The sequence below is a fragment of the Pseudomonas sp. NFR02 genome, from assembly GCF_900119375.1.
GTDB lineage: Bacteria > Pseudomonadota > Gammaproteobacteria > Pseudomonadales > Pseudomonadaceae > Aquipseudomonas > Aquipseudomonas paracarnis.
Genome location: NZ_FPJJ01000001.1, coordinates 861,422 through 884,303 on the forward strand (window position 1 = coordinate 861,422; position 22,882 = coordinate 884,303).

Sequence of the window (22,882 nt, forward strand, 5' to 3'; positions counted from 1 at the left end):
GGCGCTGTCGTTCAGCCGGCTAAGACTGAGTGGATCACGGGAAAAGGATGATCCATGAAGACAGGGATGTTGGCGTTGGCGCTGGGGTTGCTGATGTTGCGTTGGTTGCCGGCCCTGCCGCCCGGCGCCGCGTTATTGGCCATGCTGGTGTTGGCCTTGATGCTGTTGCCTTTTCGGTCCTATCCCTTGGCCTTTTTTCTGGTGGGCTTGAGCTGGGCTTGCTTCAGCGCGCAGCGGGCGTTGGATGATCGACTGCAGCCGGCCCTGGATGGGCAGACTCGTTGGGTGGAGGGGCGTGTGGTCGGTTTGCCCCAGCAGACGGTTACGGGCGTGCGCTTTGAACTGGCCGACGGCCGGTTGCGCAAGGGGCGGCTGCCCAAACGTATCCGCGTGTCCTGGCACGGCGGGCCAGTGGTGAACAGCGGCGAACGCTGGCGCCTGGCGCTGACACTCAAGCGGCCTGCGGGCCTGCTCAATTTTCATGGAGTTGACCACGAAGCCTGGCTGCTGGCCCAGCGTATCGGTGCCACTGCAACGGTAAAAGATGGTGAACGCCTCGCACCGGCCCGCAATGCCTGGCGCGATGCTGTTCGCCAGCGCGTGATGGCGGTGGATGCCCAAGGCCGCGAGGCGGGCTTGGCGGCGTTGGTATTGGGCGACGGTTCCGGCTTGGCGCCTGAGGATTGGCAGGTGTTGCAGGACACGGGCACGGTGCATCTGCTGGTGATTTCCGGGCAGCATATCGGCTTGTTGGCGGGCTTGATCTACGGCTTTGTCGCGGTATTGGCGCGCTATGGTTGCTGGCCACGAACCTGGCCGTGGCTGCCGTGGGCGTGCGGCCTGGCTTTTGGCGCAGCGTTGGGTTATGGCTTGCTGGCGGGGTTTGGCGTGCCGGTGCAGCGGGCCTGTGTGATGGTCGGCCTGGTGTTGCTGTGGCGTCTGCGTTTCCGCCATTTGGGGCTGTGGTGGCCCTTGCTGCTGGCGCTGAACGGCGTGCTGGTGCTGGAGCCCTTGGCCAGCCTGCAGGTAGGGTTCTGGTTATCGTTTGCGGCGGTCGCGGTATTGTTGCTGGCGTTCGGCGGGCGCTTGGGGCCGTGGAGCGTCTGGCAGGCGTGGACCCGGCCCCAGTGGTTGATTGCCATTGGCTTGTTTCCGGTGTTGCTGGTGTTGGGTTTGCCCATCAGCCTCAGCGCACCGGTGGCCAATCTGTTTGCCGTGCCGTGGATCAGCCTGGTGGTGCTGCCCCTGGCGCTGCTGGGCACGGCGTTGTTGTGGGTGCCGCTGGCGGGGGAAGCTGTGCTGTGGCTGGCCGGCGGCGCGCTGGACGGATTGTTCAAGGGCCTGGCGCTGCCGGCCGGGCAATTGCCGGCCCGGGTGCCGCCCGAGGTGCCGCTGGCGTATTGGCTGGTCAGCCTGATGGGCGCAGTGGTGTTACTGCTGCCCAAAGGGGTGCCGTTCCGGGTGTTGGGCTGGCCCATGTTGTTGATGGCCGTTTTCCCGCCCCGGGAGTGGGTGCCCCACGGACAGGTCGATGTGGTGCAACTGGATGTCGGCCAGGGGCAGGCACTGATCCTGCGCACCCGCCATCACACCTTGCTCTACGATGCCGGGCCGCGCTCGGGGCCTGTCGACCTCGGCGCGCGCGTCGTGTTGCCGTCGTTGAAAAAACTCGGGGTAGGGCAGTTGGACATGATGCTGCTCAGCCATGCCGACGCCGATCACGCCGGTGGTGCGGCAGCAGTGGCTCGGGGGCTGCCCGTCAAACGCGTGGTGGGCGGCGAAACCGAGGGCTTGCCAGCCTTTCTCGCCACCCAGCCCTGTACCAGCGGCGAACGATGGGAATGGGATGGTGTGTCGTTTGAACTGTGGCAGTGGGCGGGTGGGCTTGAGGGCAATCCGAGGTCGTGCGTGCTGCACGTCCAGGCCAATGGCGAACGCCTGCTGCTCACCGGCGACATTGATCGCGCTGCCGAACAGGCGTTTCTGGCATCCCCGCTGGCGGTTCCGACCGACTGGCTGCAGGCCCCGCACCATGGCAGCCGAAGTTCTTCGTCCTGGCCTTTCGTACAACGGTTGGCGCCCACCTCTGTGCTGATTTCCCGCGGTCGCAGCAATACGTTTGGCCATCCTCATCCGCAGGTCCTCGAACGCTACCAAGCACTGGGCAGCCGGGTGTATGACAGCGCCGAACAGGGCGCTGTGCGCCTGCGCCTGGGGGCGTTTGTGCCTGCGACGGTTGCGCGCAGCGAACGTCGTTTCTGGCGCGAACCGTTACCGTAATCAGGCGTTGCCAAGGTCTCGAACCGCGACAGACGGACCTGTAGCCGGTGAACCCTTCTGTTGACCCTATATGGTAAAGTGGCGCACTTTTTCGAGGGGACATTCACTGTGTGGGAATTGGTCAAATCCGGCGGCTGGATGATGTTGCCGATCATTCTGAGCTCCATCGTCGCACTCGGCATCGTCGCCGAACGCCTGTGGACCCTGCGCGCCAGTCGCGTCACCCCCGAGCACTTGCTGGGGCAGGTCTGGGGCTGGATCAAGAACAAGCAGCTCGACAAGCAAAAGCTCAAAGAGCTGCGTGCCAATTCGCCACTGGGTGAAATCCTCGCCGCCGGCCTGGCCAATTCCAAGCATGGTCGCGAGATCATGAAGGAGTGCATCGAAGAGGCGGCCGCCCGGGTTATTCATGAACTGGAACGCTACATCAACGCCCTCGGCACTATCGCCGCCATGGCGCCGTTGCTCGGTTTGCTCGGCACGGTCCTGGGCATGATCGATATCTTCAGCGCGTTCACGGGCTCGGGCATGACCACCAACGCGTCGGTATTGGCCGGGGGCATTTCCAAGGCCCTGATCACCACTGCTGCGGGCTTGATGGTGGGTATCCCTTCGGTGTTTTTCCACCGTTTCCTGCAGCGGCGCATTGATGAGCTGGTGGTCGGTATGGAACAGGAAGCCATCAAGCTGGTAGAAGTGGTGCAGGGCGACCGTGATGTAGACCTGGTCGAGGGCAAAGCGTGAAATTTCGCCGTAAGCAACGGGAAAATGTTGATATCAATCTCGCGTCGTTGATCGACGTGGTGTTTATCCTGCTGCTGTTCTTTGTCGTGACCACCACCTTCACCCGGGAAACCCAGTTGCGTGTCGACCTGCCTGAAGCGGTGAGTGGCTCGCCTGCCGAAGACCAGCAAGTCAAGCAGCTGGACATCGCTATCAGCGCCGAAGGGGTGTTTTCGGTGAATAACCAGTTGCTGGAGAAAAATGACCTTGCCAGCCTGATGGAGGCGTTGCAGAAGGAGTCTGGTGGCGACACCCAGTTGCCGCTGTCCATCAGCGCCGATGGCAAAACCCCACACCAGGCCGTGATCACCGCCATGGACGCTGCCGGCAAGCTCGGTTTCAGCCATTTGCGCATGACCACCGTCGAGGCGGCGAGCGCGCCCTGATGGCCATCTCCGACCGTTTACTCAAGGCATGGTACGAAGGTCATCCAGCACTAATGTTGCTGCGACCGCTGGAATCGTTGTATCGCCGTGTGGTTCAACGTAAGCGTGCGCGCTTCGTGGCGGGCGAGGGCGAGATTTATCAGTCGTCTGTGCCAGTGATCGTGGTGGGCAATATTACGGTGGGAGGCACCGGCAAGACGCCGTTGATCTTGTGGTTGATCGAGCACTGCCGCCGCAGCGGTTTGCGCGTAGGAGTGGTCAGTCGAGGCTACGGTGCCAAGCCGCCGCAGCTGCCGTGGCGTGTGGAGGCCGGCCACAGTGCCGAGGTGGCCGGTGATGAACCCTTGCTGATCGTGCAGCGCAGCGGTGTACCGCTGATGATCGATCCTGATCGCAGTCGTGCGGTAAAGGCACTGCTGGCCAGTGAACCCCTGGACCTGATCCTCTCCGATGATGGCCTGCAGCATTACCGCCTGGCTCGCGATCTTGAACTGGTGCTGATCGATGCCGCCCGCGGCCTCGGCAACCGCCGGTGCCTACCAGCCGGGCCGTTGCGTGAACCGGTGGATCGTCTGAAGAGTGTGGACGGGGTACTTTATAACGGTGCCGTTTCGGACCGTGAAGATGGCTTTGCCTTTCGCCTGCTGCCCACAGCGCTGGTCAACCTGCACAGCGGCGAGCGCCAGCCGGTCACCTACTTTGCGCAGGGCCAGCAGGTGCATGCGGTGGCCGGCATAGGTAACCCGCAACGTTTCTTCAATACCCTTGAAACGCTACACTGGCAGCCGCTACCCCATGCTTTTGCCGACCACGCGCCCTACAGCGCCGAGGTCTTGAATTTTACCCCGTCATTGCCGCTGGTCATGACCGAAAAGGACGCGGTGAAGTGCCGCGCCTTTGCCCAGCCCGACTGGTGGTACCTTGCGGTGGATGCGGTACCGTCGCCGGCGTTCGTCGCCTGGTTCGACATGCAGTTGATGCGTCTGCTGCCCAACCGTCTCTTGCCTTAAAACGCTTCTTTCCAGGAAACACTCATGGACACCAAACTGCTCGATATCCTCGCTTGCCCGATCTGCAAAGGCCCGCTCAAGCTCAGCGCCGACAAAACTGAGCTGATCAGCAAAGGTGCCGGCCTGGCTTACCCTATCCGTGACGGCATCCCGGTCATGCTCGAAAGCGAAGCCCGTACTCTGACCACCGATGAGCGCCTGGATAAATGACCACCGCCTTTACCGTTGTCATTCCCTCGCGCTATGCCTCGACGCGCCTGCCGGGCAAGCCGCTGCAAATGATCGGCACCAAGCCGATGATCCAGCTGGTGTGGGAACAAGCGTGCAAGAGCAGCGCCGAACGGGTGGTGGTGGCCACCGACGACCCGCGCATCATCGAGGCGTGCAAAGGTTTTGGTGCCGAAGCGGTCCTGACCCGCGAAGACCATAACTCCGGTACTGATCGCCTGGCCGAAGTCGCTACTCAGCTGGGTCTGGCACCCGACGCGATCGTAGTGAATGTGCAGGGTGACGAGCCATTGATACCGCCGAGTGTCATCGATCAGGTCGCTGCCAACCTCGCGGCCCATGGCGAGGCGCGTATGGCGACCCTGGCCGAACCGATCGAAGACATCGAGACGCTGTTCAACCCGAATGTGGTGAAAGTGGTCAGCGACATCAACGGCCTGGCACTGACGTTCAGTCGCTCCACCTTGCCGTGGGCGCGGGATGCCTTTGCCAAGAATCGCGACGTGTTGCCGGAGGGCGTGCCATATCGCCGCCATATCGGCATCTATGCCTACCGCGCCGGTTTTCTGCACGACTTCGTCAGCTGGGGCCCGTGCTGGCTGGAAAATACCGAGTCCCTGGAGCAACTGCGTGCCCTCTGGCACGGCGTGCGTATCCACGTGGGCGATGCGTTGGAAGCACCGCCAGCCGGTGTCGACACCCAGGAAGACCTCGAACGCGTCCGTCGCCTGCTGGGCGCCTGATGGAAGTTCTGTTTGTATGCCTGGGCAATATCTGCCGCTCGCCAACTGCTGAAGGTATCTTGCGCCATAAGTTGCGTGAAGCAGGCTTGGCTGGCCAGATTGAGGTGGCGTCTGCTGGCACCGGGGAATGGCATGTCGGCAACCCGCCGGACCAGCGCAGCCAACGGGCGGCGCTGGCGCGAGGTTATGATTTGTCGAGCCAGCGTGCCCAGCAGGTTTCCCGCGCGGACTTTGCCCGCTATGACCTGATCCTGGCCATGGACAGCAGCAACCTGCGCAACCTCAAGGCCATGCAGCCGGGGCAGGGCAAGGCGGAGCTGGATTTATTCCTGCGTCGCTTTGATGGCGAAGTGGACGAGGTGCCAGACCCTTACTATGAAGGTGAGCAAGGTTTCGAACGGGTCCTGGACCTGATCGAGCGCGCCTGTGACTTATTGGTGATCGAATTGAAGGGGCGGTTATGACCTTGCAAGTGCGTGCGCAGGTATCGCTCAAGCCATTCAACAGCTTTGGCATCGATGTGAGCGCGCAATTATTTGCCGAGGCCCACAGTGATGCTGACGTGCGCGCGGCCATCGCCTATGCCGCCGCACAGGCGGTGCCGTTGCTGGTGATTGGAGGCGGCAGCAATTTGCTGTTGACCCAGGATGTTCCGGCGCTGGTGTTGCGTATGGCGACACAAGGCATTCGCGTGCTGAGCGACGATGGCACGCGCGTGGTGGTCGAAGCCGAAGCGGGCGAAGCCTGGCATCCGTTTGTGCTGTGGACGCTTGAGCACGGCTTCTGCGGCCTGGAAAACCTCAGCCTGATCCCGGGCACTGTCGGCGCCGCGCCGATGCAGAACATCGGTGCCTATGGCGTAGAGATCAAGGATGTGTTTGCCGGCCTCACCGCCTTGGATCGCCAGACGGGCGAACTGCGGGACTTCAGCCTGGACGAATGCAACTTTGCCTACCGTGACAGCCTGTTCAAGCACGAAGTCGGGCGCTGGCTGATCTTGCGGGTACGCTTTTCCCTTAGCCGCGCCAGTCACCTGAAACTCGACTACGGCCCGGTGCAACAGCGTCTGGTCGCGCAGGGCATCACCCACGCCACGCCAAGCGATGTGAGCCGCGCGATCTGCAGCATTCGCCGCGAGAAACTGCCAGACCCGGCAGAGCTGGGCAATGCGGGCAGCTTCTTCAAGAATCCGCTGGTACCCCAAGCCTTGGCTGTTGAGCTGCAAAGACAGTATCCGGACCTGGTGGCCTACCCTCAGGCCGACGGCCAAATGAAACTCGCCGCCGGCTGGCTGATCGACAAAGCCGGTTGGAAGGGGTTCCGGGAGGGCGATGCGGGCGTGCACAAGCTGCAAGCGCTGGTGCTGGTCAACTACGGCACCGCCACCGGGCAGGAGATTGCCCAGCTGGCGCTACGCATCCAGCAAGATATCTTCAAGCGCTTCAAGGTCGAGCTGGAAATGGAACCCAATCAGTACTGAGCTATCGGGCCTGAAAATGAAAATGCCCCGTATCTCGCGATACGGGGCATTTTTTATTGCGTTGGCTGATCAGTCGTCGCGGCTCATGATGCCGAAGATCTGCAACAGGCTGATGAACAGGTTGTAGATCGACACATACAGGCTGATGGTCGCCATGATGTAGTTACGCTCACCGCCGTGGATGATGGCGCTGGTCTGGAACAGGATGCACACCGAGGAAAACAGCACAAAACCCGCGCTGATCGCCAATTGCAGGCCGCTGATCTGGAAGAACATGCTGGCCACCACCGCCGCCAGCAGCACGAAGAAGCCTGCGGTGATGAAACCACCCAGGAAGCTCATGTCCTTACGGCTGATCAGCACGTAGGCCGAAAGACCACCAAACACCAGGGCGGTCATGGCAAACGCCGAACTGACCACTTCAGCACCGCCGGCCATGCCCAGGTAACGGTTGAGGATCGGGCCGAGGATGAAACCCATGAAACCGGTCAAGGCAAACGCCGACACCAGGCCCCAGGCCGAGTCACGCAGCTTGTTGGTCAGGAAGAACAGACCGTAGAAGCCGATCAACACGACAAAGATATTCGGGTAGCCGACGCGCATCTGCTGGGCCACGTAAGCCATCACGCCGCTGAATGCGAGGGTAAGGGCGAGCAAGCCGTAGGTGTTGCGCAACACGCGGCTGACTTCAAGCTGCTCAGCCTGCGCGTTGCCATTCACTGCGTAATTCTGTTCGCGCATGGCGACACTCCTTCAGTTTTGAAACGTTCAGTCGCAAAGATCATAACAGACGCCTTGTAACAAGCGATGCAGAGAGTTTGACAGTGTGTTTCATTCGGGTATTATGGCGCCCGCTGACACGGGATGGGCTACTATAATCCTGTGATGCACAAGGGAAATTGGCAGAGTGGTTGAATGCACCGGTCTTGAAAACCGGCGGACGTTAATAGCGTCTCCAGGGTTCGAATCCCTGGTTTCCCGCCAAGATTTACACGAAAGCCTCGCGAAAGCGGGGCTTTTGCGTTTCTGGGGGTTGTCTCAGAAAAATCTCTACAGCCTGATCGTTTCCGCATCATTTCCGGCAGTTTCCGCAACCTAGTGCTGATCGCGGTCAGCGCGTCGGCTTCACAATCTCCCCAACACGACGGTAAACCGTTTCGGTTATCCGCTTGTCCGTATGCCCCAGCAGGCGGCTTGCATCGCCCAGATCCAGGATCTCACTGGCTGCTTTCGGGCGGATGTCACGGAACTGAAACTGTCGAATACTGGATGCAAGAACACCGTCGCCTGCCTCTCTGGCGATGGCGATTGCTTTGTCGCGAGCATCGTCAAAGCGTAACCGGAGCATGTGCTTAGTCACCTGCCTGCCGTCTTCCGTGACTATCAGGTAAGGGTTTCGCACGCCGCGGGAGCGCCTTTGCTCTATCAGCCTTGCAACCAAGGCGCCTAGGTCATTGAGTGCGCCGGCAGCGGTCAGGCGAATGCGTAGCTTCTTCGATGTCTTGCCCTGGGATACCTGCAGGAATTCGTTCACGGCGTCCGCCTCACGCATCGACAGCGTATCCGCCGGGCGCTGGGCAGTCAGGTAGGCCAGGTCCATCGCGTCACGCAGTTCCGAGGCTGCTACCGCATACACGGCGCCCCAAATTTCCTCGGTGGCGTAGAAGTCACGCGGCACCTCTTTGTTCTTGCGCACGCCGGCGGCGGGGTTGTTTTCTGTGAGCCCCCACTCCCGCGCAATGTTGTAGATGTGGGACAGCAGGGATATCTCCCTATTGGCCCGAACCTTGGCAGTCCGGCTGTCTCGGTACTGCGCGATGATCTGTGGCGAAACCGCATCAATGGGAGCGTCGTTGAAAGCCTTGCGAAGCTGTTTAAGGCTCAGCAGGTTGTCACTCTGCGTCTTGAGCTTCTTGCCTGGGATGATCTCCCGCTCGTAACGATCAAACACCTGGGTCAGCAGGGCGTTCTTCTTCGGTGCCGGCTTGCAATCAAGCTTTGCCCATTCAGCCTTGGCGATATCCAAATCACCCCCGAGCGGGATTTCCACCCGCTTCCCGTCTTCATTCCTCCCGTCGTAGTAATAGCCAACCCACTCTTTGCCACCCTTCAGCGTGCGTACGCGCCGAATCATTCGCGGCGGCAGGTCCCTGTTTGCCGCCTTTTTCGCTCGCATCTTTTTATCCTACCCGTGACAAGTCCAGCGACCAGGCTTCGGCCGCAACGTTTTCTGCTGAGGGTTTTACGCCTGCCAGCTTCATCCGGGCGTACACCCGGCCCACAACCGGCCTGCGCGCCCGGGTCAGCACGTATTTCCATCCATTCAGGTTGAGCCACGCGATCTGGCGCGAGGGGATCATATAGCCAGTGATGGCGGCGATTTCTTCTTCGGCAAGGGTTTCGCTTTGCATTTCCATGGTGTGCACCTCTATGCCTCTGGTTTGTCGAGTGAGCCCGCAGGCCGCGCTGTCTTGATGATTTGGATTGCCAGGCCGAAGGAGGTCAGCAGCCAGGCGCATGTGCCGGTGAAGGCGTAGAGCAGTGCCTCGTTGGTGCCTGTGCCAACAAGGTCAGGCCCAGCCCAGAAGAACCAGCCGAGGGTTCCTACCAGGTACAACAGGGCGCCCAGTACAGTCAGGGTGAGTTTCATAGCGAACATGGGGGGTGTCCTAGCCGCGCTGGGGCGGCGCATAGGGGATTGGAGTGATAGCTTTCTGCCTATCTTTCAAACAGGACCGAAGCGGTGTACAAAAGGGTTCAACTTAGTTCGTGATGAGGCATGGACGTGTCACACAACTTCGATGCTCCGATAGCGCACGCTTACCGGGGCCACGTGATGTTTCTCAAGTTCGACTGGCGTCGCCCGAACGACCAGAGCCCTGTTGCCGCAAAGATCATTGAGCCAGCACCCATCAATGGCTTGGGTGAGGTTGCAGCAAAGTTGGAAGGCCCTTGGCCTGACTATCCGGCAGCGCTTGATGACGCGATGGCGGCAGCTGAACGATGGATCGATAGTCAGTTGCCGTGACTTCGCTCACAGGCAGGCATGTAGGGGGATTGGGGTTAGGGGTAGTTTTTGCTGATTCGGGCGGCGATGGCTTCGAGCTCTTCGGCCATGTACCACATGTCGTTGTTGTCGCGGCGTGACACGACCAAGGAGCGCTGAACGTTGCGCCCCACGAGGATTGCGATAGCAAGGCGGACTAGGGAAGCCTCGAGCTTTCGCCGGATGAAGCCTTCGCGCAGGATCATCATCGTGGCCCCTTGTAGATGAAGACGTAGGCGAACCAGAGGGTGGCGATCATCAGTAGTCCTCCCAATTTAAGCCCTGGATGTATACGTTCGGGATTGTCACTGCCGCTTCCGGTAAGACGCTTTCTGCCTGGCCATCGCCGAAGTACCCGATTGCCGCTTGGGCCCGCTCCATTGACAGACGAGCGTGTCGCAGCTGCCAGGCTTTGCGTGCCTTGTAAGAGCGCAGTGCCAGCGCCTTGTCGGTGTAGGCGAATCGACGGCCCCAGTTGCCACCGTCTTTCAGCACGCGCTTTCTGCGCTTCTTAATCGCCTCAGCGGTCCAGCTGTATTGCGGGCCTTTGACCAGGTCGCAGGTATGGGTATCGCCAATGTAGAAACACTGCGCGGTTTCGCCGATCACCTGATAGGTGATGCAGTGCACCTCCAGGCCTTCCGGTCCAATGGTGTCGATATAGCGGTAGTGGTCCGGCCAGGCTTTTTCGATTTCTTCAGGCATGACTTCGTCCTTGCCGCCATAGCGGCTATCAAATTCATAGAGGGGAGAGGTATCGTTGCCTCCTTAGAAATGGAGGTGAGATGTGGTCGTACACGGAATTGAATACCGTTTTTGCCGTGCCTCAAGCATCGTCGAAGGTCACGATGGCTTGGCTTTAGAGTGCTGGGAAGGTGATAGAACGCAGATGTTCGAGATCTTTCGGAATGACGAAACGCTGCGCTTTGAAGTAAGCCTCTTTGAGCAAAGTGTTCCCCTAGAACTACTTGAGTACGCAGTAAAAATTGCCAGGGATAGCCTTGGAGACTTTTGCCCGTACCCGTGATGAGGTGTCCTTGCCGCTATAGCGGCTGACTTTGAAGGGGAGGGACAGCCGATAACCGTTGCTGTAACGTGACCAGCTTACAAAAACAGATTTGAAAGGAAGGCATCTGTGGATCTTTCGAAAATTTTACCGTGGCTTGCGTTGGTTTTTGGGTTTTCCGGCTGGTTTAAAGTTTTTTTAGACCATCTCTCGAATAAGCCAAAAATTGCTGGGCAAATAATTAATGTCTTTAGAGGTAGGGCCGATTTAGGCGGAGGGATTGCCACAACATTCGTCACGTACCCATACATACACAACTTACGTAAAAATTCGATGCATATACTAGATTATCGGTTGAGAGTCGAAATTGAAGGCGTATGGGTTGGAGTTGAACGGGTTTATGGTATTGAAAATGCACCATCCTTTACATTTACAACTATTGAAGGGGACCCCGTTGAGGTTCCTGAGTTTTCAAAAAAGCTTATCTACAAAAAAGACTCTCCCGTGCAACACGGTGTGCCTTTGCACGGGTGGTTGGTATTTGCCGGGGAAATAGAATTTTACGAAAAAAGGATAACGTCCTATGAGCTTACTTGTATTGATGTTAATAAAGTTGAGCATACGATAAGAACGAAAACCGATCACATGAACGATTTGCTGATGGTCCAGTTTGCCGAAATTCGTGATGCTCACATGTTTCGTCGCTGAGTCCAGGACCAAGCTGTCAGCAAGGACGCTTTTGGTTCTTCTAGCTGATTTTGAATATCACTCATAATTTCCCTCGTTACCAGATCATGGGCATCCACAACGGTCATGCCGAGCTTCTCGGCGATCAGCACTTCCAGCTTTGCGCCCTTTGAATTCTCCCAGCCGGGCATGGTGGCCACGGTGTCGCAGTCCATCAGGGCGGTAATGTCGCGGCGCATACAGTCGGTCCACGTTCCGCCTTCCGGGTTGATCTCGGCGGGGTTGGTGACTGTGTGGCCGATGGCGCGCAGGCTGGCGGTCATGCTGTGGAAGGTGGGGAAGTTCAGGCCGGGCAAGCCGCTCATGGGCCCGCTGAGATAAATTCGTTTCACGGGGAGTCCTTGCCGGGCCATGCCCGGGCGGTGGAGTGAGTTCAGTTTTCAAGCTATGGACTGGCAGCAGCGCGAGCTGAGATGATCACAATCTTTAGGGCGAGATCCGCAGTGATGGAGAGAAGAACGGTAGGGATTATTTTGGCTGCTGGATTGGCACTACTCGTTGGAAAGGGGGGGCTCGATAGCAAAAACAACCCGAACCCAGCTAGTAACCCGAGCTATGTAGCTGCCGAGACCAAGGCTGCACCTGCACCCGCTCCAGTAAGCCAGGCAGTTGAGGCTACAAAGGCAGAAGATTCAAAGTTTAGTTACGACCTTTCCAATGCCCATAGCAGTCGGAATCTCAGCAAGGCTGATCTCGCTTGGCATGCTTTAAATACCTACGGCTGGGACTGCTCAGAAGTTATCGCTGAGAAACAGCCACCCGCTGAAAAATACTCGGTGATTACTTGCTCCAGCGGGTTGAAGCTGCGGGTCTACAGGCGAAGTGATGCACATCCCATCATCCGCAACATGAAAGATGATTATGAGTGAAGCTGCCTCAGAAGGCGCCTGCCTATCCAGCGAACCACGGTGACGGCCTTGCTGTTGCCGATCGCCTTGTAGCGGGGCCCGTCCGGGCATTCGCTTGCAGGCTTTCCGCGCCAGGGGATCAGAGTGTAGTCGTCGGCCATGCCCTGGAGCCGTTCGCACTCGCGTGGAGTGGAGCGCCGAATACTGGAATTTGAGAGGATATGTGGAGTGCCGCCCGGGTCTGGTGCGTGAGCACCCGCTTGAATGGTGTGAGTGAGTTCACCAGTCAGCGCGACGTTGCGAACATCGATACCGTGCACCAGGAATGTTTCGGTTTCAATATCAAGCCGGCTGTCCTTGGCGGTGAGCGTAGCGGCTCGCTCTATAGATCCGCCCAGGCTATGCCCGCCAAATGCAGGGATGCCCCCGACCATATCGACCGCCGGCCCTTCATCGCCTTCGCAGTTCGGGCAACCGTACTGCCCTAAGGATTCGGCGTAGACATATCCACATCCACACTGGAGCGCAGGGCCGAAAGGAGCTGTTCCGGTAACATCTTGCCCCTCACCTCGGCGCGGCGCAGTATCCCTGCGCACGCCTTCTCGCTCAAAAAGTACCTCGGTGGGATCGAACTCGTCTCGAGCACTTGCGACAACGAACACACGACGGCGTCGTTGGGCCAGGCCGAAATATTGGGCGTCCAGGACCCGCCACGCGATTGTTCTTTTGGGTCCATACACACAACCAGCGTCCTGCCATTTTTTCCCTGAAGGCTGCAGCTCGCAGTCTTCCCCAGCAAGCGCGCCAAGAAAGCATCCGAAGGCGTTCCCTTTGTCGCTAAGGACGCCGGGGACGTTCTCCCAGGTAAGGATGCACTCAGGCTATCCTCTTGCGGTTCGAACATGGTCAATTGCATCTGCTAACTCCACGAGTTTGATTGTTAGTTGCCCTCGCTCACCACCGAGACCCGCTCGCATACCGGCAACGCTGAAGTCCTGACAGGGGGTTCCGCCGACCAGCGCGTCCGGCGCCGGGATCTTGCCTGCTAGCACCAGGGCGGCCAGCTTGGTCATGTCGCCGTGGTTCGGCACGTCGGAGTAGTGGTGGGCCAGGACCGCCGAGGGGAACGGCTCTATCTCGGCGAACCAGGCGGCCTTCATGCCCAGCGGGTGCCACGCTTGTGTCGCGGCCTCGATGCCGCTGCACACAGAGCCATAGGTGATTTCAGGCATGGCGTTATCCTCGCCGGCTGGCGCTGTTCAGTGATATGGGGTATTACGGGTGACCGGCATGGAGCCGGATCAAGGAGCGGATATGCCAAGCGTTGAAACATTCAGTGATGAAAGCCAAGGCCATCAGTTCGACATTGAGGTGCGACACCACACGAACGGGTTCACTTATCAGCTCAGAATTCCAGGCCTGCCGCCAATCCGACCTGGCGACCAACTGTTTGCCTCGCTGGATAAGGCCAGGCAGAACGCGCGCGAGCAAGCCTGGGGCCTTATTGACCAGCTAGTGAAATCTCAGCGGTAAGCAATGTCTCAGGACGAGGCGCGCTTGAGCTGTTCGGTAAGTTGAGTTGGAAGGCCGCGTAGCGTCAGCGTGCCGCCGGCTTCGTCGAATTCGATTTTGTCGCCCAGCAGGTGCGCCTCGAAGCTGATCGACAGGCCCTCAGCGCGACCGGTGAAGCGCCGGAATTTGTTAAGCGTCTTCTTGTCTGGCGGCAGGGACTCGGAAATCCCGTAGTCCTTCGCCCTGATGAAGTCGTAGAAGTTCTTCGGCCGGTCTTCGTCGATCAGGCTCGACAGCTCGTCGAGGGTGATCGGCTCGCCCAGCTTGGCCTGGGCCATTGAGTAGCTGACCAGCGTGTGCGTCTTCTCGCGGGCTGACTCTTCTGGCAAATCCTCGCTTTCAACAAAGTCGCTGAACGCCTTCAGCAGGGTGCGTGTTTCGCTCGGACCGTCGATGCCCTCCTGGCAGCCGATGAAGTCGCGGAAGTAATCGTTGATCTTGCGACCCTGCTTGCCCTTGATATAGGAGATGTACTGTTTCGACTGCGGGTTGCTCTTCCATTCGCTAATGTTGATGCGCGCAGCCAGGCGGATGTGGTCCAGGTCCAGGCGCTTCACCGTCATCAGTGTGAGCTCTTCGGTCATAGTCACCGCTTCGGTTTCCTGCACCAGGGCGATGACCAGGTAATCGGTCAGGCCTTGCTGGTAGTGACAGAAGAGGGCATGACCACCTGTGGTGAGGTTCGACTCTTCCATCAGCTTGGTCAGGTGTTCGACGGACGTGGTGCTGAACGACAGGAAGTCGGTGTCGCCGGCCAGATACTTGCCGAGCCAGCCGCTGAAGGGGTGGGCGCCTGATTCTTGATGGAAGAAACCCCAGCCCTTTCCGGCGGTGGTGTTGTAGCTTTCGTTGAGCTGGCTCATCAGATCGTCGCGGGCGCCGCTTTCAATCTGCTCAGTGGAAGCCAGGTAAACAGCCGCCGGGCTGCCGTCAGGCTTCTTGTCGATCTTGTGGATGACGCTATGGCGTACAGGCATTTCTTTTACCTCAGGTAAGCGCCGCCCTCCGTGACCGGTGGTGGCAATTTGGATGTGGATGTTGTTTGATTACAGCTACACAAATTCGAAAGTAGGATTGCAAGTGAAGCTCTACCACTACACGGACGCAGCGGCGGTCCAATCAATTCTCATGTACAACAAGATGCGCCTCACCGATATGCGCTATCTGAACGACTCTCAAGAGCTTCGGTATGGAGCAGATTTGGTTCAGACGGATATCAGAGAGGGAAGAGCAAAACACAGGCTAAGTGTGGATTACGCGGAGCAAGCGCATGAGCACGTGTTGCAAAAATTATCTTCACTAATTGACGCGGAATTTAACGGCCATCCTAGCTATTCCCTATCGTTCAGCGAAGAAGGTGACCTCTTGAGTCAATGGAGAGCCTACGGCGCTTACGCTATTGAAATTGATACTGAAAAATGGGGGCAGCATTTGACTCGTTGCCGCTACGGCTTGGATAAAGCTCGCGAGGTAACCTTTGCTCCGATTGTGGATGCCCTGCGCAGTGTCGGTAGAGATATACGCGATTTTGCTGGGCGTGTGGAGTTACGTGGAACTGAAGGATATATGGACCTAATCAAGATGGTTGCGATATTTAAGCATCCAGGGTTCAAAGAAGAAAAAGAGTGGAGGTTGCTTCTCGACGACCGTGCGCCCGAAGCCCGTGATACTAAATATCGCGCGAGAGGGGACATGTTGGTTCCCTATATTGAGGTAGAAATGCCTTTGGAGTGCATCACCTCTATTCAAGTAGGGCCTATGAAGTATCAAGAAATGGCGTTCCAGTCTATGAGTGAGTTTGTAGCTCAAATAGGCAGGGTTAAATCTCTTCAACAAGGGATTCGTGTTGAAAAATCAGAGACACCGTATCGTGTCGCATAAACCGTTTTGTGAGTATTGTTCGCTTTTGGATTTCTAAACGCACGCAGCCTAAAATAGCAGCGTACAAGCGAAATTCATTCTTAGGAATCCCTGACGTCAAGCATCATTGATTGCAGCTGGCCTTTGGTATAGATTTCCCGCGCCACGTTTTCGCTAATCACGATTTCGTGGCGCGGATAACTCAAGAAGGTGATCAACTCGTCGTCTGGCATCAAGTCCATCTTCATGATGGCGATCTGCAGGACTTCGCTGATGATCGGAACTTGGCCGCGCAGCCGGATACGCTCCATGGCTTGCTCGATACCCGGCCTGACCTTGTGCCGCAATTCCTTCTCCGCGACCGCCAGCCGCTTCTGCGCAGCCTTGGCCGATCGTTCCTGCACAGTCTTGGCCATGGCCTGCCTCTTCTATTCCGCTGGCCGGCGGTGCGAGCCAGGTTTGACGTTTGCGTTGCTGGATGCGGGCTATGCGGCGCATGAAGCAGTGCCCCTTAATATGCTTTTGATACTGAGCTGGTTTTGCCTAGGCTCTACAGTTTTTGAGGACGGTTAACCAAGTTAAGATCGGCTATCCGCTTACCGCTAACTACTGTTGCGGCTTCCGCGAAAGTGCAAATAGAAATATTACGGTGTTATTAAAAAATGCCTCGATATTTCGAGGTATTTGGTTCTGCTAAACTCTAATCCAGCCTGTAAAAGCTGGAGTTTGAATGTACTTTAAGCGCAAGGTTTGCCAGGCTGTAGAAAGTGGAATAGGGTCTAGCGAGCCTTCTATTGTTGCTCCCAGAGGGATTACTCCGACTGTGCCGGCTGATGAGTCCCTTTTAAAGGTGATTTCTTGACCATCACGACCAGGTTCAAGGAGCACGTTGTATCCTTCACCTGTAAGCACCTCCATAGAGTACTGCATCCTATTTTGGTCCAATGTTATGGATTTGGAAGTAACTCGATAGTTTGTTCGGAAGATCCCATTAATCGTCGCTCCGTTATGAAACGTATTTCCACCGACATCCTCTCCTGATAGAACATCTTTTAGAGTATTGCCATTGGCAGGTGGGAATTTTACACCGACGCGGTTCTGAAAGTAGCAATTAGTCACATAGATCGTCGCCCCAATGGAACTTCGAAAAGTAATTTCAAAAGTTGAATTTGAATCTGTCGCGCCAGAGTAGGTCAATTCGCTGCCGATTTTTTGAAAATTCGCAGATGCTTTCAGCCTAGTAACATGTCGATGCTGCACGCTACCCGTACTGTTTACAACGCGAAGCATTATTTCGATATCGCCCGACGCGCATAATACGAAACATCCGAAGCTGACCGGTCCATTAATCATATTTATTGGCCCCTGGGACGCCCGATAAATCGCACTTTCAGAAGGCAATGCTGGGAAGATAATCTGAGTTGAGTTTTCATATCCCGAATCAGGCATCGCTGAATCAGATAATGTCGCTATTCCCGACCAACTTGCACCGGACGTGCCTCCTTTGTTCCAGCTGTCGGAAAGGAAATTACTGCTGTCTAGAAGAAGGTTTTTAGCTGAGTTATAGTTACGCGTGATAGTTTCCATCCCACTTTTTCCGTTGACTTTGCCAGTGCCAGCGGAGGCTATCGCCTGTAGTGATAGAAAGGTGAGGCTAGTATTGTCCCCTCTAGGTAGCTCGTTGTAGTAATCTACCTGTGTAGCGAGGTTAATTGTATTGCCGGGGCCTGCGTAAAATCCCGCTCCATCTGCTCTAGTTGTGGTGCCTCCTGCAAGGACTTCGATTTCGGCATCCTTCCCATCAGCATAAATATTCCAGCCAGTGCATGACTCAATGTAACCTCTATAGACAGTTGCAAAACCGCTGTCACGCAGTCCTACCGAGATCTCGGAGCGTCGGCAGTATTCAATAGTTGAATAAATCATGTTGTTCGCACTTGTTGGGTCAACGTAAACTCCGACCTCACAAGTGGTTGGATCAATTAGCGTAGTTCCATCGCTATATCGCCCGCCAATGTGCCCGCCGTTTACTTTGTTTGCGTTGCTGCTGATGAATGCAATGCCTCTAATGGCATTATCACACCATCCCATGTTCACGACGTTTGAGTAGGAATTGTTAAATTCGACGTTATTTTGAAAACCTCCAATTTGCCCTACATCAATAGTGTTTCCGCCCGGCCCCGAGATTTTTATGCCTACCAATGGATTGCCACTAAAGCCCGGGCCCTGCATCCAGTCAATGGTGAGTCGTGCTGTACAGCTACCAACAGATACAGCGGCCCCCGATGTTTGAATACATATAAGGTGCCGGATGTGAACTCGAGATCGATTAAAGTCGAGGGATGCGGGTGGGTTAGTCCTGTATGCAGGAATTGTTAGTGGCGAGCCTACGGTTAAGGAAATATTACAATGTACCGATATTCCTGATGGTACGCATGCATCAATTATCCTCTGGACGAGCAGGCCGCACTCGGTGCCCTCTGTGACACCTCCATATTCCATTTCAACCGCACCTTCGAGCAGCCGAAGCCAGCAACCCGAACCCTGTGGATCGGTTTCGCCGGACCCTGTCATGTAGTCGAGAATGGACGACTGAGAGGTTGAAAGTGATGTGCTGGCTACAGTGGGACTGAAAACTCGAAATCCATCGTGGCTGGTTTTCAATACTTCGGAGGCCCATACCAATGTGCCTCCACCAATGCGGCGATCAGCGTGATATGAGCTAAGTAGTGCTTGTTCTCCCGGAGCCTCACCGCTGACATCGAAGATATCTTTAATCGAAACGAATTGTCGGGCGTAACCGCTCGTTCCGAACGCTGTATCTTTACCTACAATTACTTCCATATTTATAAGTCCTTCTTAGTGGTAAAAATCGCCCTGTGGCGAAGATTCGGTTGGCTAGGTGCGTAGCTATGAAACTAATCTTATTCTTACTATCCGACCAGCTGGAGGTGGTTGCTGATCATGCTGACCTCACTTGATGCGGATCGAACTGTCGCCGCGCTCCAAGTGAGCCCAAACTGGTTCGGGTAGAAGTTCGTATTCGGCGTCTTCACCTGCGGCCATCCGCTTGCGCACAGCCTCGTTGTGATCGCGGATTTCCTTGAGCTTGGCGGCGATGGCCTTTTTGTCTGGGGTGATACTTGATTTCACAGAGGTCAATTCGTCTGGAACGGCATCTTCGTTATCAACGATCACCCGCTCACTACCCATGGCCAAGGTGATGGTGAACAGCGGCCGCTTGATCGACTTAATGTTGGCGGCTTCCATGTTGCGGCGCAGGTAGTCGCTGATCTGCGACACGCTGTTGGACTTGATCCGTTTGAGTTCGGCCAGGCGCTCAATTTCGTTGTCGATGGCGGTCACGTCGCTCTCGATGTTGCGGCGCAGCATGACGATGTTGTCGGCCTTTACCTCGAAGTCGCCTTGAATCTCGTCCATGGCGTATTGCAAGGCCTCTTTCAGGCCCTCGTCATCGGTGTTGGCCATGGCCTGGAGTTCGGCGAGCTTACCGGTGAGTGCGTAGAGCTGAGTCATGCTGCTGCCTCCGTACCTTTTTCAAGGTCAACTTTGCGCTCTTCGAATGCGCGAGTGATGCGTGCAATGAAGGTAGGCTCATTGCGGCGGGTGGCTTCACGGATGTACTTCACGTTCAGAAGCTTGAGTTCGTGTGTAGTGACGGCCTTGCCGATGGTCTCGACCGCGGAAGCAAGCCACTCGACACGCTCCTGTTTTTGGCGAAGCATTTCGGCGTCTTTGTCCTCCGCCTTTTCAAGCTTGAACTCCTCGGCGATGGTGTCGACGTAGGTTGGATCGTCGAATAAGCCCATGTGAATGTCTGCGGCGAAGCCGAGTGGTTGCATACACTTGCCAATAGCGTCAGTGAGCGACTTCTTGGACACCTCCCAGTCGGTCACGATTTTTCCGCTCTGCAGGTAAACAAACGGCGTGTGGCCGTACTGCACGATGGTGCACTTCTGCCCATCTTTGCCCAGGTACCACAGCTCCACTTTCAGCGTGTGCAGCTTGGCGTTGATGCGCGGAGCATCTGGCCACTCCTTGGTAGGAGCCTGGAGCGGGGCGCCTTCGTCGTAGCGATCCTCAAGCACCGTCCAGCCCCAGCCCTCACCGCAAGGGCCGAACACTTCGGTGGCCTTATGCATCAGGTAGGTAGGTTTGATGGCGGTGCCTTTAAAGCCGCCCATGCCGGTGAAGTTCTTTGTTGCGCTTGGGTCAGTGGTATCGACTTGGTCCCAAATTCGCGTGTTTGTGGTCATGAGAGATCCTTGCCGCGACGATCGCAGCGGTGAAAAGGGGGAGGGAAATAAAGGTTGATAAACGTTCTTATTCATATTTAAGATACGTAATAACATTTCAACTTGTTGCAAGGAGCCTCACCTATGAAAGTGCTGTCCTCACTCAAAGAAGCGAAAAACCGTCACCGTGACTGCCAGATCGTAATGCGCCGTGGACGGATCTACGTGATCTGTAAATCCAATCCAAAATTCAAAGCGCGGCAGGGCAGTGCGAAAAACAAGAACAAGGGCAAAGGCTGATCAGCTCGGTTGCTGATCCTGCTGCTGAACCCGGTAGCGCAGGACCTGAAGCACTCGACCGCCGTAGCCAGGTTCTGCGAATTGCTCAACCGGTGCGCCGAAGAAGCCGCGCCGCTCGGCAAGGCTGTAGGCCTCACGAAGGTTGTGAGCGCTGATGTCTTCGAGTTGCTCGTCGATCAGGGATTTAACCGGTGCAGTACTCATTGAATCTCCTTACGCCGCCGGCTGACATCCAGTAGACGGGCGCTATACCAGTGGAATTCTTCTGCGTTGATGGCGCCCGAAGTAAAGTGTCGGACGATCAAACCCTCGGCTAGGATCTCGTCGAGCGCTGGCTTGTCTGGATCTTCAAGAGCGAAAAGCGCTTTATCGATCTCAACGTATGGGCTCACAGTTCGTTGTCCTCGGCCTGGGCGATCAGAGCGTCATCAGCCAGAGGTTTGAGTAGGCGTTCGGCAATCTCGCCGAGCTTCCCAAGTTGGTGGTCACTCTGGCCGAGCAGCTCCAATGCTTCCGACTTCACCCTTGAGCCCGCCATCCCAGCGATCAGTAAGTAGCCCAGGGCTGGAGCGTCGACGCCGCAGTCGGCAAGTCGGTTGTTGGCGTACTCATCGACAGCCAGTGCGAACTGGTAGGCCGTGACGCCTTGCTGGGGGTGCAAGTGGCGCTTGAACATCACGCTGCCACCTCTGGCCAGCTCTTCGGCTGCGTTGTACAGCCATTCGCTGCGAGCCAATTGCTGAGCGGCTTCGCTCACCGGAGGCGGTAGTTGTTCGTCGTGCTCAAACTGAGTCTTGCGTAGTGCTGACATGGTCGCCTCCAAAGTGGCGGGTTGTTCACCTGTATTCGTCAACACTCATGCCTCCCGCTGGTTGCCGATGGGCGCGGGGGAGGAGTGCTGACGGGTAGAGGCGGGATAAAGAAAGGCCAGTTGGACGCTGGCCTCTCGGATGCAGTAGTTGATTTTTGGGCGGGACCGTCAGCGCCAGAACGCCGAGAGCCCCGGTCGAGAACGCCAACGCTCACGATGGAAGCGCAAGGGACCGGTTGGCAGGCCGTCATCAGGTGGCGGTTCTGGCCGCGCATGGCTGAGCGCTGCGCCGATCAGGAACAGTAGGAGCATGGTGATCTCCGGTTGGGTTGGGTTGGGTGATGCAGATGACCGGAGCTGATCCCGGCACGACTATTAGCGGCCTTAGTGACACCGGAGTTTCACCGGGGCGAAGGTTTCAGCCGCTTATTCTTGGACTCGCCGTGGCCATCTGGGCGCTTACTCACTCTACCGGCCACGATTCCCGCGATCCCTCAGGTCTTACACTTGCCCGTCAGCCCGGGCATTCATCTGCGTGTTGCGGTGATGCAGGTGGGCGGTTATAGGCCGCAGTTTCGTCCGCATCGGAAGTCACACATAGCCGGGGTCATGCCTTACTCGCGCGGATGATCACTCTGCAAGCTGAATCAAACCCTTTCTCCCGAATGCCGGCTGGCGCTTTCGCGGTACCGTGTGACTTCCGATGCGCTCTCATAGAGAGGACCGGGCAGTTAACGACAGGCTGTCGTGTCGCTGGTTGTTCAGTCTTCCGCTTCGATCATCTTTTCGATGTCGGCGGCGGCCGGCTTTTTCCAGTTCTTGATCTGGCCTGTCCCCAGGTCAATGTTCAGGATCAGGTAGTCGCCGTAATGCTCACCAGGGAAGAAGTCCGGCACATAGCCTTCATAGCTGCCGACCTCTTCGCCCTGGGCGTCTTTCAGGCCAGCAGCGAACCCGTCGCGGACCTTGATGTGCAGGTGCAGCTCAGTCACATCCACCTGCACCGTTTTCTGCTGATTGATTTGCATGCTGCTGTCTCCGGGTTGATTTCCCGTCAGGCCTTCTTGCGAAGGCCTGCCAGTGAAAGCTTCACTCCGGCACCCTGATCGGCTCCTGGTCGATGATGGTGATTGAGCCTCGATCAGTTACCGCGACCCTGGCCGTCAAGCCTGGGTGCAGCTCCGCAAGCCTTGGGTGCGCCTTGAAGTCGGCGACCCTGCCAGTGCGATCTCCCAGGCCTAGGTAGATCACGTCACCTATTTGAATTTCGCTTCCGCGCTTCGTTGGCATTTCGTCTACTCCGTCCGATTTTCCGGATGACCCTGTCGCCAAGGTCATCGAGGAAATCTGTTCGCCGTGACCCGCTACTGGCGTCGGTCACCGGCTTGAATCAAATGTCACTCCAGCCGCGGGCCTTTCGGCTTGTTCTCCCGCTGGATAACTGTTCTTGGCGCTTTACGCTGCACGCCCGGGTCAGTTGCCAACCCTCTGAACCGTTGAGGCCGGTTCATCGCTGCCTTTGAATC

The 22,882-nt window shown here is 57.0% G+C and carries 31 protein-coding genes, 1 tRNA gene and 1 pseudogene; 15 read left to right on the forward strand and 18 right to left on the reverse strand.

The window, feature by feature from the left end; all coding sequences use genetic code 11:
• Positions 1-54 precede the first annotated feature (54 nt).
• The 8 genes from BT199_RS04085 (at position 55) to murB (ending at position 6,910) form a co-directional block, all read left to right on the forward strand.
• Positions 55-2,280 (forward strand): DNA internalization-related competence protein ComEC/Rec2, encoded by a 2,226-nt coding sequence (locus BT199_RS04085; protein WP_256575926.1) that lies wholly within the window; start codon positions 55-57, stop codon positions 2,278-2,280.
• Positions 2,281-2,388: 108 nt separating this feature from the next.
• Positions 2,389-3,024 (forward strand): MotA/TolQ/ExbB proton channel family protein, encoded by a 636-nt coding sequence (locus BT199_RS04090; RefSeq protein ID WP_003192043.1) that lies wholly within the window; start codon positions 2,389-2,391, stop codon positions 3,022-3,024.
• A complete protein-coding gene (locus BT199_RS04095) occupies positions 3,021-3,449 on the forward strand; it encodes an ExbD/TolR family protein (protein ID WP_060766997.1) in 429 nt (142 codons plus the stop codon). The genes BT199_RS04090 and BT199_RS04095 overlap by 4 nt, the downstream gene beginning before the upstream one ends.
• Complete coding sequence (gene lpxK, locus BT199_RS04100) at positions 3,449-4,459, forward strand: tetraacyldisaccharide 4'-kinase (RefSeq protein ID WP_032902859.1); 1,011 nt, start codon at positions 3,449-3,451, stop codon at positions 4,457-4,459. The genes BT199_RS04095 and lpxK overlap by 1 nt, the downstream gene beginning before the upstream one ends.
• Before the next feature lie 24 nt (positions 4,460-4,483).
• Entirely contained in the window at positions 4,484-4,669 is a 186-nt protein-coding gene (locus BT199_RS04105) for a Trm112 family protein (protein WP_003174668.1), read from the forward strand.
• Complete coding sequence (gene kdsB / locus BT199_RS04110; protein WP_032902860.1) at positions 4,666-5,430, forward strand: 3-deoxy-manno-octulosonate cytidylyltransferase; 765 nt, start codon at positions 4,666-4,668, stop codon at positions 5,428-5,430. Before BT199_RS04105 ends, kdsB begins: the two co-directional genes overlap by 4 nt.
• Entirely contained in the window at positions 5,430-5,894 is a 465-nt protein-coding gene (locus BT199_RS04115; RefSeq protein ID WP_014718874.1) for a low molecular weight protein-tyrosine-phosphatase, read from the forward strand. The genes kdsB and BT199_RS04115 overlap by 1 nt, the downstream gene beginning before the upstream one ends.
• On the forward strand, positions 5,891-6,910 hold the full coding sequence (murB, locus tag BT199_RS04120; RefSeq protein WP_072433939.1) for a UDP-N-acetylmuramate dehydrogenase: 1,020 nt from the start codon (positions 5,891-5,893) through the stop codon (positions 6,908-6,910). The genes BT199_RS04115 and murB overlap by 4 nt, the downstream gene beginning before the upstream one ends.
• Positions 6,911-6,979: 69 nt before the next feature.
• Here the strand turns inward: murB and BT199_RS04125 are convergent, their stop codons facing one another.
• Positions 6,980-7,651, reverse strand: coding sequence for a Bax inhibitor-1/YccA family protein (locus tag BT199_RS04125; protein WP_003192030.1), 672 nt, complete (start codon positions 7,649-7,651; stop codon positions 6,980-6,982).
• A gap of 152 nt (positions 7,652-7,803) precedes the next feature.
• Here BT199_RS04125 and BT199_RS04130 point away from each other — a divergent pair.
• A tRNA-Ser gene (locus tag BT199_RS04130) sits at positions 7,804-7,894 on the forward strand.
• A gap of 127 nt (positions 7,895-8,021) precedes the next feature.
• Here the strand turns inward: BT199_RS04130 and BT199_RS04135 are convergent.
• Genes BT199_RS04135 through BT199_RS04145 form a run of 3 tightly spaced genes read right to left on the reverse strand, consistent with a single transcriptional unit; the run spans position 8,022 to position 9,569 of the window.
• Positions 8,022-9,086, reverse strand: a complete 1,065-nt coding sequence (locus tag BT199_RS04135; RefSeq protein ID WP_072433940.1) for a tyrosine-type recombinase/integrase — start codon at positions 9,084-9,086, stop codon at positions 8,022-8,024.
• A gap of 4 nt (positions 9,087-9,090) precedes the next feature.
• A complete protein-coding gene (locus BT199_RS04140; protein WP_032872120.1) occupies positions 9,091-9,327 on the reverse strand; it encodes a DUF4224 domain-containing protein in 237 nt (78 codons plus the stop codon).
• 11 nt (positions 9,328-9,338) lie between these two features.
• Complete coding sequence (locus BT199_RS04145; RefSeq protein ID WP_072433942.1) at positions 9,339-9,569, reverse strand: hypothetical protein; 231 nt, start codon at positions 9,567-9,569, stop codon at positions 9,339-9,341.
• 177 nt (positions 9,570-9,746) lie between these two features.
• On the opposite strand from BT199_RS04145, the gene BT199_RS04150 reads away from it, so the two are divergent.
• On the forward strand, positions 9,747-9,938 hold the full coding sequence (locus BT199_RS04150; protein WP_238346546.1) for a hypothetical protein: 192 nt from the start codon (positions 9,747-9,749) through the stop codon (positions 9,936-9,938).
• A 35-nt stretch (positions 9,939-9,973) separates the two neighbouring features.
• On the opposite strand, the gene BT199_RS04155 is transcribed toward BT199_RS04150, so the two are convergent.
• Positions 9,974-10,162, reverse strand: a complete 189-nt coding sequence (locus BT199_RS04155; protein WP_072434116.1) for a hypothetical protein — start codon at positions 10,160-10,162, stop codon at positions 9,974-9,976.
• A gap of 52 nt (positions 10,163-10,214) precedes the next feature.
• On the reverse strand, positions 10,215-10,661 hold the full coding sequence (locus tag BT199_RS04160; RefSeq protein ID WP_072433943.1) for a hypothetical protein: 447 nt from the start codon (positions 10,659-10,661) through the stop codon (positions 10,215-10,217).
• A 430-nt stretch (positions 10,662-11,091) separates the two neighbouring features.
• Here BT199_RS04160 and BT199_RS04170 point away from each other — a divergent pair, with 430 nt between their 5' ends.
• The gene (locus BT199_RS04170; RefSeq protein WP_072433945.1) at positions 11,092-11,670 is read left to right on the forward strand and encodes a hypothetical protein; all 579 of its coding nucleotides are present in this window, start codon (positions 11,092-11,094) and stop codon (positions 11,668-11,670) included.
• Here the strand turns inward: BT199_RS04170 and BT199_RS04175 are convergent.
• Positions 11,652-12,041, reverse strand: a complete 390-nt coding sequence (locus tag BT199_RS04175; protein ID WP_083535066.1) for a DUF4406 domain-containing protein — start codon at positions 12,039-12,041, stop codon at positions 11,652-11,654. The two genes, BT199_RS04170 and BT199_RS04175, sit on opposite strands and share 19 nt — an antisense overlap.
• An 81-nt stretch (positions 12,042-12,122) precedes the next feature.
• Between BT199_RS04175 and BT199_RS26735 the strand changes: the two genes are divergently transcribed.
• Positions 12,123-12,578: a hypothetical protein gene (locus tag BT199_RS26735; protein ID WP_139271595.1), complete on the forward strand. Its 456-nt coding sequence runs from the start codon at positions 12,123-12,125 to the stop codon at positions 12,576-12,578.
• Here the strand turns inward: BT199_RS26735 and BT199_RS04180 are convergent.
• A pseudogene (locus BT199_RS04180) lies at positions 12,569-13,789 on the reverse strand (DNA cytosine methyltransferase). The gene BT199_RS26735 and the pseudogene BT199_RS04180 overlap by 10 nt on opposite strands.
• Before the next feature lie 82 nt (positions 13,790-13,871).
• Here BT199_RS04180 and BT199_RS04185 point away from each other — a divergent pair.
• Positions 13,872-14,090: a hypothetical protein gene (locus tag BT199_RS04185; RefSeq protein WP_072433947.1), complete on the forward strand. Its 219-nt coding sequence runs from the start codon at positions 13,872-13,874 to the stop codon at positions 14,088-14,090.
• An 8-nt stretch (positions 14,091-14,098) separates the two neighbouring features.
• Here the strand turns inward: BT199_RS04185 and yejK are convergent, their stop codons facing one another.
• Complete coding sequence (gene yejK / locus BT199_RS04190) at positions 14,099-15,106, reverse strand: nucleoid-associated protein YejK (RefSeq protein ID WP_072433949.1); 1,008 nt, start codon at positions 15,104-15,106, stop codon at positions 14,099-14,101.
• Positions 15,107-15,209: 103 nt separating this feature from the next.
• Here yejK and BT199_RS04195 point away from each other — a divergent pair, with 103 nt between their 5' ends.
• Entirely contained in the window at positions 15,210-16,010 is an 801-nt protein-coding gene (locus BT199_RS04195) for a DUF2971 domain-containing protein (protein ID WP_139271596.1), read from the forward strand.
• 80 nt (positions 16,011-16,090) lie between these two features.
• Here BT199_RS04195 and BT199_RS04200 read toward each other — a convergent pair whose 3' ends face one another.
• The 4 genes from BT199_RS04200 to BT199_RS04210 form a co-directional block, all read right to left on the reverse strand.
• Positions 16,091-16,405: a hypothetical protein gene (locus tag BT199_RS04200; RefSeq protein ID WP_072433953.1), complete on the reverse strand. Its 315-nt coding sequence runs from the start codon at positions 16,403-16,405 to the stop codon at positions 16,091-16,093.
• Between the two features lie 277 nt (positions 16,406-16,682).
• The gene (locus tag BT199_RS26740) at positions 16,683-18,833 is read right to left on the reverse strand and encodes a hypothetical protein (RefSeq protein ID WP_139271597.1); all 2,151 of its coding nucleotides are present in this window, start codon (positions 18,831-18,833) and stop codon (positions 16,683-16,685) included.
• A gap of 129 nt (positions 18,834-18,962) precedes the next feature.
• On the reverse strand, positions 18,963-19,526 hold the full coding sequence (locus BT199_RS04205; protein WP_072433955.1) for a siphovirus Gp157 family protein: 564 nt from the start codon (positions 19,524-19,526) through the stop codon (positions 18,963-18,965).
• Entirely contained in the window at positions 19,523-20,266 is a 744-nt protein-coding gene (locus BT199_RS04210) for a hypothetical protein (RefSeq protein ID WP_072433957.1), read from the reverse strand. Before BT199_RS04210 ends, BT199_RS04205 begins: the two co-directional genes overlap by 4 nt.
• Before the next feature lie 123 nt (positions 20,267-20,389).
• Between BT199_RS04210 and ykgO the strand changes: the two genes are divergently transcribed.
• Positions 20,390-20,545, forward strand: coding sequence for a type B 50S ribosomal protein L36 (gene ykgO, locus BT199_RS04215; RefSeq protein ID WP_019816741.1), 156 nt, complete (start codon positions 20,390-20,392; stop codon positions 20,543-20,545).
• On the opposite strand, the gene BT199_RS04220 is transcribed toward ykgO, so the two are convergent.
• The 5 genes from BT199_RS04220 to BT199_RS04235 all read right to left on the reverse strand — a co-directional run bounded on the left by BT199_RS04220 (position 20,546) and on the right by BT199_RS04235 (position 22,384).
• Entirely contained in the window at positions 20,546-20,749 is a 204-nt protein-coding gene (locus BT199_RS04220; RefSeq protein ID WP_072433958.1) for a hypothetical protein, read from the reverse strand. It lies immediately after the preceding gene.
• Positions 20,746-20,937, reverse strand: coding sequence for a hypothetical protein (locus tag BT199_RS04225; protein WP_034136250.1), 192 nt, complete (start codon positions 20,935-20,937; stop codon positions 20,746-20,748). The genes BT199_RS04220 and BT199_RS04225 overlap by 4 nt, the downstream gene beginning before the upstream one ends.
• The gene (locus BT199_RS04230; protein WP_072433959.1) at positions 20,934-21,356 is read right to left on the reverse strand and encodes a hypothetical protein; all 423 of its coding nucleotides are present in this window, start codon (positions 21,354-21,356) and stop codon (positions 20,934-20,936) included. The genes BT199_RS04225 and BT199_RS04230 overlap by 4 nt, the downstream gene beginning before the upstream one ends.
• 168 nt (positions 21,357-21,524) lie before the next feature.
• Complete coding sequence (locus BT199_RS27180) at positions 21,525-21,668, reverse strand: hypothetical protein (protein WP_175556189.1); 144 nt, start codon at positions 21,666-21,668, stop codon at positions 21,525-21,527.
• Positions 21,669-22,117: 449 nt separating this feature from the next.
• Positions 22,118-22,384: a hypothetical protein gene (locus BT199_RS04235; RefSeq protein ID WP_072433960.1), complete on the reverse strand. Its 267-nt coding sequence runs from the start codon at positions 22,382-22,384 to the stop codon at positions 22,118-22,120.
• Positions 22,385-22,882 lie beyond the last annotated feature (498 nt).

Bases quoted from the DNA above. Each gene is read 5' to 3' on its own strand.
- BT199_RS04085 (WP_256575926.1), top strand. From the start codon at position 55: ATGAAGACAGGGATGTTGGCGTTGGCGCTGGGGTTGCTGATGTTGCGT.
- lpxK (WP_032902859.1), top strand. From the start codon at position 3,449: ATGGCCATCTCCGACCGTTTACTCAAGGCATGGTACGAAGGTCATCCA.
- BT199_RS04105 (WP_003174668.1), top strand. From the start codon at position 4,484: ATGGACACCAAACTGCTCGATATCCTCGCTTGCCCGATCTGCAAAGGC.
- kdsB (WP_032902860.1), top strand. From the start codon at position 4,666: ATGACCACCGCCTTTACCGTTGTCATTCCCTCGCGCTATGCCTCGACG.
- BT199_RS04115 (WP_014718874.1), top strand. From the start codon at position 5,430: ATGGAAGTTCTGTTTGTATGCCTGGGCAATATCTGCCGCTCGCCAACT.
- murB (WP_072433939.1), top strand. From the start codon at position 5,891: ATGACCTTGCAAGTGCGTGCGCAGGTATCGCTCAAGCCATTCAACAGC.
- BT199_RS04125 (WP_003192030.1), bottom strand. From the start codon at position 7,651: ATGCGCGAACAGAATTACGCAGTGAATGGCAACGCGCAGGCTGAGCAG.
- BT199_RS04135 (WP_072433940.1), bottom strand. From the start codon at position 9,086: ATGCGAGCGAAAAAGGCGGCAAACAGGGACCTGCCGCCGCGAATGATT.
- BT199_RS04140 (WP_032872120.1), bottom strand. From the start codon at position 9,327: ATGGAAATGCAAAGCGAAACCCTTGCCGAAGAAGAAATCGCCGCCATC.
- BT199_RS04145 (WP_072433942.1), bottom strand. From the start codon at position 9,569: ATGTTCGCTATGAAACTCACCCTGACTGTACTGGGCGCCCTGTTGTAC.
- BT199_RS04150 (WP_238346546.1), top strand. From the start codon at position 9,747: ATGTTTCTCAAGTTCGACTGGCGTCGCCCGAACGACCAGAGCCCTGTT.
- BT199_RS04155 (WP_072434116.1), bottom strand. From the start codon at position 10,162: ATGATCCTGCGCGAAGGCTTCATCCGGCGAAAGCTCGAGGCTTCCCTA.
- BT199_RS04160 (WP_072433943.1), bottom strand. From the start codon at position 10,661: ATGCCTGAAGAAATCGAAAAAGCCTGGCCGGACCACTACCGCTATATC.
- BT199_RS26735 (WP_139271595.1), top strand. From the start codon at position 12,123: ATGATCACAATCTTTAGGGCGAGATCCGCAGTGATGGAGAGAAGAACG.
- BT199_RS04185 (WP_072433947.1), top strand. From the start codon at position 13,872: ATGCCAAGCGTTGAAACATTCAGTGATGAAAGCCAAGGCCATCAGTTC.
- yejK (WP_072433949.1), bottom strand. From the start codon at position 15,106: ATGCCTGTACGCCATAGCGTCATCCACAAGATCGACAAGAAGCCTGAC.
- BT199_RS04200 (WP_072433953.1), bottom strand. From the start codon at position 16,405: ATGGCCAAGACTGTGCAGGAACGATCGGCCAAGGCTGCGCAGAAGCGG.
- BT199_RS26740 (WP_139271597.1), bottom strand. From the start codon at position 18,833: ATGGAAGTAATTGTAGGTAAAGATACAGCGTTCGGAACGAGCGGTTAC.
- BT199_RS04205 (WP_072433955.1), bottom strand. From the start codon at position 19,526: ATGACTCAGCTCTACGCACTCACCGGTAAGCTCGCCGAACTCCAGGCC.
- BT199_RS04210 (WP_072433957.1), bottom strand. From the start codon at position 20,266: ATGACCACAAACACGCGAATTTGGGACCAAGTCGATACCACTGACCCA.
- ykgO (WP_019816741.1), top strand. From the start codon at position 20,390: ATGAAAGTGCTGTCCTCACTCAAAGAAGCGAAAAACCGTCACCGTGAC.
- BT199_RS04220 (WP_072433958.1), bottom strand. From the start codon at position 20,749: ATGAGTACTGCACCGGTTAAATCCCTGATCGACGAGCAACTCGAAGAC.
- BT199_RS04230 (WP_072433959.1), bottom strand. From the start codon at position 21,356: ATGTCAGCACTACGCAAGACTCAGTTTGAGCACGACGAACAACTACCG.
- BT199_RS27180 (WP_175556189.1), bottom strand. From the start codon at position 21,668: ATGCTCCTACTGTTCCTGATCGGCGCAGCGCTCAGCCATGCGCGGCCA.
- BT199_RS04235 (WP_072433960.1), bottom strand. From the start codon at position 22,384: ATGCAAATCAATCAGCAGAAAACGGTGCAGGTGGATGTGACTGAGCTG.